This window comes from Clostridium sp. CM039, from assembly GCF_055081075.1.
Map to the genome: position 1 here is coordinate 3,608,727 of NZ_CM143649.1, position 14,804 is coordinate 3,623,530.

Sequence of the window (14,804 nt, forward strand, 5' to 3'; positions counted from 1 at the left end):
CTTGAGATTGTCAGAGGGAACTATATGAAAAGATATAACTTGCAAAATTAAAAGTGTTAGGAGAAAAATGCTTTAGGTTAAATCAAGTTCAGTAATTAATTATTAATGTTTAATTGAAATATATATATACTTCGCAACTGTACTATACGACGAAGCAAATATTACTTATATTTTAAGCAAAAGGAGATTAGTGTAATGAATATTAAAATTAGAGGAGTATCTATAGAAGACTTAGATGCAGTAACAGAAGTGGAATCAAGATGTTTTCCAGAGGCAGAGGCTGCTACGAAGACATCATTCGAACAACGAATTAAGATATTTCCAGAATTTTTTTTTGTAGCAGAAATTGATGGAGATATAATTGGGTTCATCAATGGGTGTATAATCAATGAAACTGCTATCTATGATGAATTATATAATGATGCTACACAACATGTTCCAGATGGAGATTACCAGACTATTTTTGGCCTTGATGTGATACCAGATTATCGTAATCAAGGAATTGCTGTACAATTAATGAATCATATGATAGAAGTATCAAGATTAGAGGGTCGTAAAGGCGTTATTCTAACATGTAAAGAAAAACTTATTCATTATTATACAAAATTCGGGTTCATAAATATAGGGATATCTAAATCAGCACACGGTGGTTCTAAATGGTATAATATGATTTTAGAGTTTTAATTGAGCTATAATATGAGTGAATATTTGTAATTTATAGCTAATTAACAGTATTAAATTATCGGTAATAGAAATGCTGAATCGTATAGTTAGTTAACGTAAACTTTTTTGGTTAATTATAAAAATATGAACGAAAGGTTGTTTGGGCAAAATGAACGATACTGAAAATGTAATCCAAAGAAATACTAAATATTATGAATTAGATACAAAGGCAAATATTATTTATAAATTTGTTATGACTTATAGTGACTATATAAAGGCAGCTCGTGATTATGGGACTGGAGATATAATCAATATGGTTGAATTACATACTCTGACTGTTATTGATGAGAATCCAGGAATTATTGTTACTGAGGTGGCATTGGAGTGGAATCGTACTAAAGGTGCTGTATCACAGATTATTACCAAACTAGAAAAGCGTGGTTTAATTATACGAAAAAAAGAAGATGACAACGCAAAAAACGTCCATTTGTATGTCACTGACAAAGGAGAACTCCTAAGTAAAGCACATAAAGCATATGATATTAAGGAACTCACTTGGGCTGATAAAACATTGCATAATAGCTTTACTACCGAAGAGATTGACGCATTTTATAAAGTTATGCAAAAGTATACTGAATTGTTAAATATACCTCGTTAAGAATAAAAAAGAGTATTTTGATTTAATAGTGTATAAATAAAAACTCTCTTGACAAAATATTGTTTAGGTTATAAACTATAAATAGTATAGAGCCTAAACAATATTTGTTTTTTTGTAATACATTTAAACCTGGGAGGAGATATTATGACAAAATACAACTTTGATGAAATTATCGACAGAAGAGAAACAGACTCTATAAAATGGTCTAAAAAACATCTTAAAGAAAACTTTGGAGAGGAAAAAAGCATTCCAATGTGGATTGCGGACATGGATTTTAAAGTCGCTCAACCCATTATTGAGGCACTAACAGAGAGAGCACGACATGGAATTTTTGGTTATGGACAGAAGAGTGATGAGTTTTTGGAGGCTGTAGTTAACTGGCATAAAAAAAGGAACGGATGGGACATTGAAAAGGAATGGATACTTTTTACACCAGGAATAATACCTGCACTAAACTTTATTGTAGAGACATTTTGTAATCTAGGTGATAAAGTGATAATTCAAAGTCCTGTTTATTATCCATTTGCCAATATTATCACCAATAATGGTTGTCATATAGCTAATAATCCATTAATACTTAATAATGGCAAATATGAAATGAATTTTTGTGAATTAGAAAGAATTGCTCAAGATAGCAGAACTAAGCTCATGTTTTTATGTAGCCCCCATAATCCCGTTGGGCGTGTTTGGACAGCTGAAGAGTTGCAACGGTTGGGTGAAATTTGTGTAGAGAATAATGTGCTGGTAATTTCAGATGAAATTCACTCGGATTTAATATATCAGTCAAATCGCCATATTCCATTTGGTAAGATTTCTGAAGAATTTAGGATGAACTCAATTGTATGTACATCACCTTCAAAGACATTTAATCTTGCAGGTCTACAAATTTCTGATATTATAATACCCAATGAAAAGTTAAGGAAAGAATTAAACCATAAACTAGCAACAATTGATATCGATCCAGGCTCCTTTGCATCTGTGGCTCAGATAGCAGCTTACAATAAAGGGGAAGAATGGCTTGAGCAGCTTATTATATACCTACAAGATAATCTTGATTTCATTGATAAATTTCTAAAGGCGAGAATTCCAAGGGTAAAGATGATTAGACCAGAAGGAACTTATTTGGCGTGGCTTGATTTTAGTGATTTTGACTTCACGGATATAGAACTTCAGCAATTGATGCAGACAAAAGCTAAAATCGCACTGGATGATGGCTATATCTTTGGCGTTGGTGGAGAACATTTCCAAAGAATCAATTTTGCATGTCCTAGAACAATATTGGAAAAAGCTTTAAAGAGCATTGAAAAAAGCCTAGAAGGAATTAACTAAAAAGTATTTAGTCTATGCTACAAAAACGACCAGAGCCTAAACTTGCTAAGGTAATTTAAAAATTAAACATAGCAGACAGCGTAATGCTTTGGTAGAAAGATTAGAAGAACTTGAAGAACAACTAAATAGTTCAGAAATAAAACTGAACGAAAGATATGCAGGTAGAAAGGCTTATTCTAATAAAAATGTTATTGGAATAATATACAACTTATATCTTGATGGTAAAAGTCTACAAGGAATTTCTAACGAGTTAAATGTTGCAGAAATTAAAACTAATCGAAATAAGGAATGGTCTAAAAGTTCTATTAGATTTATATTGTTAAATTCTAAAAATGTATCTAATGGGTTTGTTGAAGATGATGTATTTAATCGTGCAGTTAAATTACTAAGCGATAATAAAAAGTAGATATTAACAGAAATAATATTAATACAGAGAATACATAGCGTATATGTATTCTCTGTAAAGAACAAGTAAAATCAATCAGTGTATCATATGCTACACGAGATATATAAAGGAGTGATTTGATTATGGCAGTAGTTGTTCAAAAATATGGAGGTTCATCTGTAGGCACTACAGAGAAAATTAAAGGAATTGCACAAAGTATAGTAAAGAGGAAAAATGAAGATACAGATTTAGTTATAGTAGTATCTGCTATGGGGGACACTACAGATGATTTATTATCTCTATCAAAAGGTATAGGAGAAAAACCAGATAAGAGAGAATTGGATGTTCTATTATCAACAGGTGAAATAATTTCAAGTGCACTACTCGCCATGGCAATTAAGGGACTTGGATATGATGCCATAAGTTATACTGCATACCAAATTGGGATTAAGACTAGTGGACAATATGGTAAAGCGTTAATTGAAGATATACACGGTGGCAGGATTAAAAAAAGCTTAAAAGAAGGCAAAATCGTAATAGTTGCTGGCTTCCAAGGAATAAATGGGGAAGGTGATATTACAACACTCGGCAGAGGTGGATCTGATACTACTGCAGTTGCTTTAGCTGTGAAGCTTAATGGCAGATGTGAAATATATACGGACGTTTCTGGAATATATAGTGTAGATCCTAGAGCATACAGCGCAGCTAAAAAATTAGATGAAATAGAATATGAGGAGATGCTCGAGCTAGCAAGTTTGGGAGCTCAAATAATGCATTCAAGGTCTATAGAACTTGCTCAAAAATATAGCATACCTATATATGTAGGGCTCAGTAATAGTGATATTAAAGGAACTGTAATTAAGGAGGTAAAAAATATGAATATGGAAAGTAAACCAGTAACAGGAATAGCAACTAGTGATGAGGATGTTGCAGTAACACTTCAGCGCATACCTAAAGATGTGAATATATTGTCTACTATATTTGAAGCTATAGGAAGTAAAAGAATTAATATAGATATGATAAGTCAAACATCACCTATAGATGGAAAGGTAAGTGTATCATTTACTATACCTAAAGAAGGCTTAAAGGATAGTTTAGAAATTATAGATAACTTAATAGCAGATAATAAAGTTATAGTTGATGAAGAGATAACTAAATTTTCAGTGGTGGGGCTTGGCATGAAGACAACCTCTGGAGTAGCAGCTAGAATGTTTAGGGTTTTTAACAAAAACAATATTGAAATTAAAATGATTACTACATCAGAAATAAGAATTACTTGTGCTATTAAAATTGGAGACAAATTAAAGGCTATAAAGGTTGTTGCAGAGGAATTTAATCTGTAAATATAACATGTTCCACAGTGACTTGCAACAGGAGTTCGAAACGTGAAATTTCATTAAGAAATTCTAAACTTTTCTGAAAATGTAATTCGCTAACGTTCACATTCGGCGTCATGCCTCAAGTTCTCTAGACTGCCTTCCTGGCAGTCTTACGAGAATTACATTTTCACAAAAGAAGAATTCCTAAATGAAATTTCAGTGCTTTTTCGCTTCTTGTTGCAGGTCGCTGCGGAGAAATTCATAATTGCTAATCAAATACTATTTTAATGTTTTTCCCACCATAAGATTATGTAAGTATAATATGTATCATTTTTTACTTTTTAACATTTTTAAAAAGTGATTATTTTTCTAAAGATAAAACTCATTATAGACGATAGTTAACTATCGTCTATAATTTACTTAAAGGTTATTTCTCAGTAGTAAGAAAATATATCTTATTTCTATAATTTTGAGTAGGAGGGGAAACATGAATATAGTAGCCATATATGGAACAGAACATAAAGGCAGTACCTATAACATTGTGCAACTTTTATTGAGAAAGTTACTTGGAGAGAAAGATGAACTAATATAGTTTTATTTGCCAAAAGACATGTCCCATTTTTGCCAAGGCTGTGCACTTTGTTTTAGTAAAGGCGAAAGTTTTTGTCCTCATGAAGATAAAATAACTCCGATAAAAACTGCAATGGAAAATGCAAATTTAATTATTTTGGAAAGTCCTGTTTATGTATTGCATGTAAGTGGTCAAATGAAAGCATTTCTTGACCATTTCGGCTTTCAATTCATGATACATCGTCCCAATAAAACAATGTTTTCAAAAACAGCTGTCGTTGTAAGTACTGCAGCAGGTGGCGGAATGAAATCAACGATAAAAGATATGACTATGAGCTTAACTCAGTGGGGTGTAGGAAAGATATTTACTTACGGTAAAGCAGTTGGTGCTTCTGACTGGCAAGGTGTCAGCGATAATAAAAAAAAGCAAATTGAAAAAGATGTTGATAAATTGTCTGTTAAAATATCAAATAAATCTAAACATATTATCCCTGGTTTTAAAGTAAAGGCTCTTTTCTATATCATGCGTTTCATACAGAAAAAACGCATTTAATCAAACTGATAAAACATATTGGGAAGAGAAGGGTTGGCTTGAGAAAGTACGACCTTGGTAATAATTTTTAAGAGAAGCCATTTTGGGATTCTCTTAAAAATCGTCATATTTTATGAATATTATCTAATTGAAAAGATTATTTATTCTTTTTTTAGAACCCCAAGTCTTACTCACTGTCCATATAGATATTAATGCATCTAGAATAACAGCTACATATACTGATTTATTCCCCATTATAATGCCTCCTTACCTGGTACTTAATGGTATTTAATGGTATAATATTTCAATTGGAGGTGGGCAATATGAAAAAAATCATGTCAATATTTATGAGTTCTATTTTAATTGTAGGAGTACTCGGTAGCTGTACCAGCACGGCTAATGCTACTACTGAAGGAATAGTCAAAAAATCTAATTTCAAATTCACTGTAAATCCTGAAACCTTTCAGTTATCTATTGAAAAAAATGGTGTAAAGGAAAATGCTTCAGATGGGTTACCAAAAAGAAAAGTATCAAATTTAAAAAGGTCAAATAATAGTGTATCATGGAAATATCCTAAAGAAAATGTAAATGTGGAAATTAAAAAGGAAAATACATACTTAAATGTAAAAATAAAATCTAATGTGAAAAATAATTCGGAATTTCAATGGCCTAATGTTAGTGCTGAAAGCTATGTCATTCCTCTTTCAGAAGGCAAATATATACCAAGCAACGATAAATATTGGAAAATATATTTAAGCAATAATAGTTATTTACCATTAGAATCATTTTCTATGCAATTTTTTGCTTTGAATAAGCAAAAATATTCTATTTTATACGTAATAGAAAATGTGTTCAATAATGAAATAACTTTTAATTCGAAAGATAAAATTAAATTTTCATTTAATCATGAGTTTCCTAAAATCAATAAAAATAAAGAATATTCATTTAGAATATATGTAACAGAAAAAGACCCTGTTAATATTGCAAAAACATATAAGAATTATATTGTTGAAAAAGGAAAATTCACCACTTTAAAAAGTAAAGAAAAAACAAATAAAAACATTGCTAAACTTTATGGTGCACCCCATATGTATTTTTGGGATAAATCTGTAATCTCAAAAGAAAATGTGAAATGGGGTGCATTTAGAAATAATACATCAAACGAAACTATTAGTTGGGTAAAAGAATTATTAAAAACAAAAATAGATGGTGGAAAAGAAATGCTAGATGTTTTTGAGCAAGTAAAAACTCAAGATTATGTTGACGATTATCAAAAGAAAACAATAGTGAGTGCATTAAATCAGGTATTATTATTAAAAGATTTTTACAATCTTAAAGTGTTTAAGAATCTTGATAAAGAAACTGAAAAATTAGTAAAGAAAGGCGTTAATAATTTAAATCAATTAGAACTTATAGATTTAAATAAAAAGTTACTAAAATCTCAAATGCCAAATGATTTTGATCCAATAGAGAATTGGGCAAATTCCAATACTGTAGATTTATTAAAAGATATAAATGCCGCTGGTATAAAAAATGCGTGGATAGGCGTCGATGATTGGATACAAGGTTCTATAAATCCTAAATTAGTTGAAAAAGCCAATAATATGGGCTATTTAATAGGTACCTATGATTCTTATCACTCTATTCATAAGCCTGGAGAAGAAAAATGGGTTACGGCTGCTTTTAAAGATAAATCTTTATATGAAAATGCTACTGTTACAAATAGAAAGGGTGAAAAATTAGAAGGTTTTAAGGGGGTAGGAAGAAAACTTAATCCTACTCTGTCCATGCCAGCAGTGAAAGAAAGAGTAGAAAGTATTTTAAATACAGGCGTAAAATATAATTCTTGGTTTATTGACTGCGATGCTTTTGGAGAGGTTTTTGATGATTACTCACCGAAGCACATAACAACACAACAAGAAGATATGAATGCAAGACTTAAAAGAATGGCATTTATAAGAGATAATAAAAATATGGTTATAGGTTCTGAAGGTGGTAATGATTTTGCAAGCCAAACTATAGCTTTTGCTCATGGTATTGAAACACCCTCATTTTCTTGGCTGGATCCTGATATGAATAAAAACAAAGATAGTAAATATTATTTTGGAACATATTACTCTCCAAATGGCGGAGTTCCTAATCGTTTTTCGAAGCAAGTTCCTCTAAAAGATTTATATAAACATATATTTATTGATCAAACTTACTCTCTTCCTCTTTTTAAATTAGTTTACAACGACTCAGTTATAACTACTTATCACTGGGACTGGTCAACGCTTAAAATAAAGGATGAAGTAGGAAATAGAATGTTAAACGAAATTCTATATAATACTCCACCGTTATACCATATAGATAAATATGAATGGAATAATTATAAAGATTTAATAGCATCACACAATAAAATTTGGGCTCCATTTCACAAAAAAGCTGTAACTAAGGAAATGACGGATTTTAAAATACTTTCACCAGACAAACTTGTACAAATGAGTAAATTTGGCAAGGACTTAAAAGTAGTTGCAAATTTCTCTAACAAAGATTTTAAATATAATACTGATGTTGTAAAAGCTAAATCTTTAATAATATATGATGGTAAAAATAAGATACCATATATGCCTAAGAAATAGTTTTAACGACATTTCAGAAGGAAAGTCTCCCACTTCTATAAGTAGGAGTTACTTGCCCTAATAAATAGAAAACTTCAGTGGTGGGATAACAATTGAGAATTTTTATCTACTCCAGAGGTCTACAAAGGGGTAAATCTCCTTCTGAAGTCGTCAATTCATCTTCTTCAAAGCTGTTCAGCTCCGCAGGAGATGATTTAACAAAAACATCTATAATTAATGATTGTACTTATAAATATACTGTGATAATATAAAAACTAATTAAAAAAATAAACTACCTAGGGTAGAGGTGCTGTATCTAAGAGTACTTGTTCGGAGCTTACAGGCTAAGATGAATAAGAAAAGGAGCTATGGCCGAAGAAAATGTATTTGGTGAAATTGTTTTCTGAGATTACATATAATATGTGTAAAATTGTCACTGATTTTTCAGTGGTGAGCTACAAGGTACACGAAGTTTGTATAAAAACATGTATTTTATGCAGCAAAGGTGTTCCTTTGCTGTATTTATTTTTTTTGGAACAATATATAAGAGTTCTAAATCTCACAAAAGGTGATAAATAGCACCGAAGGTGATAAACAGCACCGGAGGTGATAAACAGCACCGAAGGTGATAAACAGCACCAAAGGTGATAATTAATAGGAGTGATTTGATTATGGCAGTAGTTGTTCAAAAATATGGAGGTTCATCTGTAGGAACTACAGAGAAAATTAAAGGGATTGCACAAAGTATAGTAAAGAGGAAAAATGAAGATACAGATTTAGTTATAGTAGTATCTGCTATGGGGGACACTACAGATGATTTATTATCTCTATCAAAAGGCATAGGAGAAAAACCGGATAAGAGAGAACTGGATGCTTTATTATCAACAGGTGAAATAATTTCAAGCGCGCTTTTAGCTATGGCAATTAAGGAGGTAAAAAATATGAATATGGAAAATAAGCCAGTAACAGGAATAGCAACTAGTGATGAGGATGTTGCAGTAACACTTCAGCGTATACCTAAAGATGTGAATATATTGTCTACTATATTTGAAGCTATAGGAAGTAAAAGAATCAATATAGATATGATAAGTCAAACATCACCTATAGATGGAAAGGTAAGTGTATCATTTACTATACCTAAAGAAGGCTTAAAGGATAGTTTAGAAATTATAGATAACTTAATAGCAGATAATAAAGTTATAGTTGATGAAGAGATAACTAAATTTTCAGTGGTGGGGCTTGGCATGAAGACAACCTCTGGAGTAGCAGCTAGAATGTTTAGGGTTTTTAACAAAAACAATATTGAAATTAAAATGATTACTACATCAGAAATAAGAATTACTTGTGCTATTAAAACTGGAGATAAATTAAAGGCTATAAAGGTTGTTGCAGAGGAATTTAATCTATAAATATAACATGTTAGACGATAGTTAAGTATTAAACATAATTTACCTAAAGGCTCTTTAAAGTACGACCCTGATAATAATTTTTAAGAGAAGCCATTTTGGACTTCTCTTAAAAATTGTAATATTTTATAAATATTATCTGATTGGAAAGATTATTTATTCTTTTTTTAGAACCCTAAGTTTCACTCCATATTGATATTAATGCACCTAGAATGAGAGCTCTATCTACAATAATCATTAATTTGAGATTCGCATATATCAATCACCTTTTCATCCTTATATTTCCTATACCACTCTACAGTCTTTTCTATTGTCTCATCTATGCCCCACCTAGGCTTAAAATTTAAACAGAATCTAGCCTTGCTAATGTCAAGACTTAGTAAGCTTGCTTCATGGAATGAATCTCCCTTAAGGATTAAAGATTTCCAGCTTCCATTGCCCCACTCTTTGACAAGTCTTCTGACAACCTCCTGAACCGTAATGACATTTTGAGCTTCAGGTCCGAAGTTCCAAGCTCCAGAAAACTCCACATCTTTTTTTAATATTTTTGTTCCTAAAAGTAAATATCCGTATAATGGTTCAAGGACATGCTGCCAGGGTCTTACAGCACCTGGATTCCTAAGCAAAATCTCTTCATCATTTTCTAGTGCCCTGATGCAGTCTGGTATAATTCTATCGATGGCCCAATCTCCACCTCCAATTACATTACCTGCCCGTGCTGTTACAATTATTTTTTCATGATTTTTATACTCAGCTGTATTAAAAAAAGAATTTCTATATGAGGAAACCAAAAGTTCAACGCAACCCTTACTAGAACTGTACGGATCATAACCACCCATGGGATCTATTTCCCTGTAGCTGTACATCCATTCATTATTTTCGTAACATTTATCACTAGTGATAATAACTAAAGCTTTTGTTTCTTTACTGGCCCTCACCGCTTCCAATACATTTACAGTGCCCATAAAATTCACCTCATAGGTCTCTTTAGGGTTTTCATAGGAGTACCTAACGAGTGGTTGTGCTGCAAGATGAAAAACTATCTCTGGTTCATAGGTCATAAAAACTTCATTAAGATGTTTGCTATCTCTTATATCTCCTCTTATATCAACAATATCATTGCTAATTTCAGATAAAACGAAATTGCTTTTGACACTGACGGGATCTAGTGCATAACCAATAACATTTGCTCCTAATTTTTTTAACCAAATAGCTAGCCATGATCCTTTAAAACCTGTATGACCAGTTATTAAAACATTTTTATTTTTATAATTATTTTCAAGGTCTTTTAACATTTTTTTCACATCCTATGGTAAATGCTTAATCCACATATCTTTATTTTCTTCATACCACCTTATTGTTTTAACAATTCCATCCTCAAGGCTTATTCTAGGGCTCCAGCCTAATTCAGTATGGATCTTACTTATATCCGCACCAGGTGACCACATTTCATTTTTTCTGTATTTTATTGTCCCATATAAGGGGACCCTATCTGTTTTAATATTTTTAAATATAAGATCTATATAGTATTTTAAAGGGAAAAGACTTCCATTTGCTATATTGAAAATATTGCTCTTTAAATTGCTTTTAGCAGACATAACCAATCCGTCAATTATGTTTTCAATGTAGCAGTAATCACGTAATTGTTCACCAGATGTTAGTCTTACCTCCTTATCTTCCAGTATTGACAGTATTATATGACAAAAAATCTTATGCCTCTCTTCTCCCTCCCCAAAAATACCAAAGGGCCTTAAGGTTATAATATCTATATTATTTTCTCTGGCAATCTGATGAGCGATTATAGTTGCACTAGCTTTAGAACTTCCATAGATGCTCACAGGTTCTGGATACATATCTTCCTTCATAAGATCTTTCCTATCTCCATATTCAGCACAGCTACCCATATTAATGAATTTTTTGCAGTCGGTGTCCTTCAATGAATTTAAAATATTAATCATTCCTAAAATATTAATGTTTGCAGCTTTAATATATTCTTTTTGTGCTGAGTTTACGCCATAAGCTGCTAAATGAAATACTATTTCAGGGCATATATCCTTGATGCAAATTTCAATTTTTTTACTGTCAGTTATATCAATCTCATAGATTGATATATTTTTTAACTGCTCTTCCAGTCTCCAGGTTTGGCTGCTCTGTCTTCCTATAATAGATACCTCTGCGCCTTCATTCAATAACCTCTTAACTAGGTGAGAGCCTATAAATCCAAATCCACCAGTTACCAATATCCTCTTACCGGTAAGACTAACCTCTTCCATATACTATACCTCCAAGTTGAAAGGTTTACATTTACGATTGAAATCTATACAGGTTCTTAGCGTTAGTGACCTCTTCTTTACTAAATAATTCTTTAAGATCCACAAGGCCTGATGACTTTAATATTTCCATTGATTTGCATAAAGCATCTAAATATGGAATATATATATAATCAATTATTTCTTTGCTAAAAATCAAAGGATCTAGCTTCCATAAGTCAAAGACAGATTCATCAAATATTTTCATACTGCCAAAGTGATAAACCATAAGTTCTCGATCATCAATTAAAACAGTATTATTATCCTTGTAAACTTTGTAATCATTGTTAATAATTAGATTCCATGGAGCTGCATCTATACCTAGGTCATCTAATATTTTTATGCTATAAAATAAATTTGGAACCTTATCTAGATATTTCTGATCTCCCCATCTCTCCATTATGATATCAGGTTTATCTGAGCACCACTCTATACATTTTTTCTTCCACCAATTTAAAATAGCTAGACTACTTTTCCTGTTTCTAAAACCTAAAAAGCCTGCCTGAAAATGTCCATGTACCTTTTCAAATTCCGGACAATCCCTCTGAGGACAAATTAGTGTATCATAATCCTTCCATTGCTTGAAGATCGCCATCGGATCAGAAAAAAAGAATATATCTGCATCACAATAAATAACTGAATCTATAGCATATTTCTCTAAAATATAAAGGACCAATGGTGCTTTAAGCGACCAACAATATTCCTGCATATTTCTGGTTTCTTTAACATGAAGTAATTCCATATCCTCTACTTCGCTAACATTAATAATAATCGTATTTTCAAGCTTCAGATTACTTAATACAGAAAAAGAAATTTCATCCATGCAGCAGATGAATAAATTAAAATTATCGATTTTATCCTTCAGCGAAGAATAAAGTGACATACTTTGCAATAAATATGCCTTACTAGTTATAGTACAAAAGCTATAAAAATCGTTATAGCGGGCCATGGCTAACGTCAGATCTGAGTATTTAAATAATGTCTGGGCTTCTTTAGAATCAGATTTATTAAATAAACCCTCTACTTTTTCATTAAGATTGTTTCTTATAACATTGATTGTATTCCTTAGACTTTCAATATATGGGATATAAATATTGGACTTAATTGCAGAACTTATTTCTAAATAATTAAAAGTCCATAAGTCATAGTCATTTTCGTTAAATATTGAAAGACATGCAAAGTGATATGCTATTAACTTATCACCTTCAATAAAGACTTCATTATCCTTTGAGGTAATATTGAAATTATTATTATAAATTGTATTCCATGGTGCAGCATCTATTCCAAGATTTCTTGAAATTTTTACATTTGAAAACATTTCTGTGATTTTATCAAGATATTTCTGATCTCCCCATCGTCCCGTTTCAGAGTCAGGTTCCCCATAACACCATTCAATGCATTTTTGATTCCACCAATTAAGGCAATTCAATCCTTGTATATCCTTTTTAAAACCTATGAATCCTGCTTGAAATTTTCCATATATTTTGTGAACCCATTCAAGATCCCTTTGGGGACATAAAAACACTGAAGCTTCACCCCATTCATCAAATACTATCTGTGGATCTGAGAAGAAAAATATATCACTGTCACAGTATATTATTGAGTTTACGCTGTAATTCATAAGCACGTAGCGAATAACAGCTGCTTTCAATGTCCAGCAATATTCATTTGTTTTTCTCGTGTTTTTTACAGCGAGCAGTTGCTGGTCTTCTACTGTATTCAAATGAATAAGAGAAGCATTTTTGAGATTCATCTTTGAAAGGGATGAATAGATAATATCATCAATACAGCAAATCCATAGATGAAAATTTTCACTATTCCTCTCAAGTGAATAGTAAAAAGTTAAGGTCTTTATTAAATAATCCTTGCTAACTATTGTACAAAAGGAACATCTTTGTTTATATTCTTCTATATCTGATTCTCTATAGTCTTCAATATCTTCTTCTTTATTTTCTTCTTCATTTTCTTCTTTATATTTTTTACTATCTTTGTTTTTGCTTTTTTCATCCTTTTTATTATCTTTTTTTATATCATGATTTTCATTTTCATGTTTATTAAACCGAGATTTATCCTTAGAAAAAAATGCATAAATTGCGTCCATATCGTCCTTATTTATTTTACTCACTTCCATGTCTCATTTGCATAAATTAGATCTTTATTAGTATCAATTGCTGTCCAATAACCTTTGAAACTATAAACCGCCAATTCTCTACTTTCTACAAGGTTTCTCAATGGACCCTGTTCAAAAATGCATTTATCGTCATCTTCTATATAATTAAAAACTTTTTTATTCATTACAAAAAAACCTCCGTTTATTATGCCATCCAATTTTGATTTTTCGTCAAAGGTTGTTGCAATACCATCCTTTTCAGTTAAAATTCCATATTGGCTCTTTCTTTCTATTCCGGTAACTGTTACCGCTTGTCCGTTTTCCTTATGGAACTTTAGTAGATTATTTATATTAATATCAGATAATCCATCACCATAGGTCAACATAAAGGTATCTTCATTAATGAATTTTTCAATTTTTTTAATTCTTCCACCAGTCATTGTATCAGTTCCTGTATCAACAAAAGTCACTTTCCAGTTGGCAGGCTTATTTAAAAAAGAAACAGTATTACTGCCGAGTTCTTTGGTGAAATCAGAGTTTTTCCACTCATAATTCCAAAAATATTCTTTTATTTTATCACCACCAAAACCTAATGGAAGAATAAAGTCATTAAAGCCATAGCTTGAATAAATATTCATAATGTGCCATATAATTGGTTTCCCAGAAACTAAAGCTAATGTTTTCGGAATAGTTTCTGTAGATGACCCTAATCTGGTCCCTTTACCTCCACATAATATAACTACTTTCATATTTACCGCTCCTCATTTTTATCACTTCTTCAATATCTCCGAAGTATTGAATATTTCAAGCGAAAATCACTCCTTGATCTAAAAATCTAATAATAGTTGCATAAGTAAACTACATCTTCATCATCTAAACGCTTATCTTTATATTACTAATAACTCGATATTTGAAATTATAAT

At 31.3% G+C, this 14,804-nt stretch carries 12 protein-coding genes and 1 riboswitch; of the genes, 8 read left to right on the forward strand and 4 right to left on the reverse strand.

Annotated features, from left to right (window positions below; translation table 11 throughout):
• Nucleotides 1-195 precede the first annotated feature (195 nt).
• The 8 genes from ACWJJ2_RS16905 (at nucleotide 196) to ACWJJ2_RS16940 (ending at nucleotide 9,465) form a co-directional block, all read left to right on the forward strand.
• Nucleotides 196-684: a GNAT family N-acetyltransferase gene (locus tag ACWJJ2_RS16905; protein ID WP_462953585.1), complete on the forward strand. Its 489-nt coding sequence runs from the start codon at nucleotides 196-198 to the stop codon at nucleotides 682-684.
• A 148-nt stretch (nucleotides 685-832) separates the two neighbouring features.
• Nucleotides 833-1,321 (forward strand): MarR family winged helix-turn-helix transcriptional regulator, encoded by a 489-nt coding sequence (locus tag ACWJJ2_RS16910; RefSeq protein WP_462953586.1) that lies wholly within the window; start codon nucleotides 833-835, stop codon nucleotides 1,319-1,321.
• A 144-nt stretch (nucleotides 1,322-1,465) separates the two neighbouring features.
• Nucleotides 1,466-2,650, forward strand: a complete 1,185-nt coding sequence (locus ACWJJ2_RS16915) for a MalY/PatB family protein (protein ID WP_462953587.1) — start codon at nucleotides 1,466-1,468, stop codon at nucleotides 2,648-2,650.
• Between the two features lie 88 nt (nucleotides 2,651-2,738).
• A complete protein-coding gene (locus ACWJJ2_RS16920; RefSeq protein WP_462953588.1) occupies nucleotides 2,739-3,056 on the forward strand; it encodes a recombinase family protein in 318 nt (105 codons plus the stop codon).
• 122 nt (nucleotides 3,057-3,178) lie between these two features.
• On the forward strand, nucleotides 3,179-4,378 hold the full coding sequence (locus ACWJJ2_RS16925) for an aspartate kinase (protein WP_462953589.1): 1,200 nt from the start codon (nucleotides 3,179-3,181) through the stop codon (nucleotides 4,376-4,378).
• A gap of 574 nt (nucleotides 4,379-4,952) precedes the next feature.
• Complete coding sequence (locus ACWJJ2_RS16930; RefSeq protein WP_462953590.1) at nucleotides 4,953-5,477, forward strand: flavodoxin family protein; 525 nt, start codon at nucleotides 4,953-4,955, stop codon at nucleotides 5,475-5,477.
• 302 nt (nucleotides 5,478-5,779) lie between these two features.
• Nucleotides 5,780-8,077, forward strand: coding sequence for a glycoside hydrolase (locus tag ACWJJ2_RS16935; protein WP_462953591.1), 2,298 nt, complete (start codon nucleotides 5,780-5,782; stop codon nucleotides 8,075-8,077).
• Nucleotides 8,078-8,350: 273 nt separating this feature from the next.
• A riboswitch (Lysine riboswitch) is annotated at nucleotides 8,351-8,522 on the forward strand.
• Between the two features lie 205 nt (nucleotides 8,523-8,727).
• Nucleotides 8,728-9,465 carry an ACT domain-containing protein gene (locus ACWJJ2_RS16940; protein ID WP_268064076.1) on the forward strand — a complete coding sequence of 246 codons (738 nt, stop codon included), beginning with the start codon at nucleotides 8,728-8,730 and terminating at the stop codon, nucleotides 9,463-9,465.
• Between the two features lie 218 nt (nucleotides 9,466-9,683).
• Here ACWJJ2_RS16940 and rfbG read toward each other — a convergent pair whose 3' ends face one another.
• From rfbG to ACWJJ2_RS16960, 4 genes are read right to left on the reverse strand one after another with little or no spacing between them, the layout of a single operon-like run.
• Nucleotides 9,684-10,757 (reverse strand): CDP-glucose 4,6-dehydratase, encoded by a 1,074-nt coding sequence (gene rfbG, locus ACWJJ2_RS16945; RefSeq protein WP_462952773.1) that lies wholly within the window; start codon nucleotides 10,755-10,757, stop codon nucleotides 9,684-9,686.
• A 12-nt stretch (nucleotides 10,758-10,769) separates the two neighbouring features.
• Nucleotides 10,770-11,735, reverse strand: coding sequence for an NAD-dependent epimerase/dehydratase family protein (locus ACWJJ2_RS16950; protein ID WP_462953592.1), 966 nt, complete (start codon nucleotides 11,733-11,735; stop codon nucleotides 10,770-10,772).
• 31 nt (nucleotides 11,736-11,766) lie between these two features.
• A complete protein-coding gene (locus ACWJJ2_RS16955; RefSeq protein ID WP_462953593.1) occupies nucleotides 11,767-13,896 on the reverse strand; it encodes a glycosyl transferase in 2,130 nt (709 codons plus the stop codon).
• Entirely contained in the window at nucleotides 13,893-14,630 is a 738-nt protein-coding gene (locus tag ACWJJ2_RS16960) for a sugar phosphate nucleotidyltransferase (RefSeq protein WP_462952776.1), read from the reverse strand. The genes ACWJJ2_RS16955 and ACWJJ2_RS16960 overlap by 4 nt, the downstream gene beginning before the upstream one ends.
• Nucleotides 14,631-14,804 lie beyond the last annotated feature (174 nt).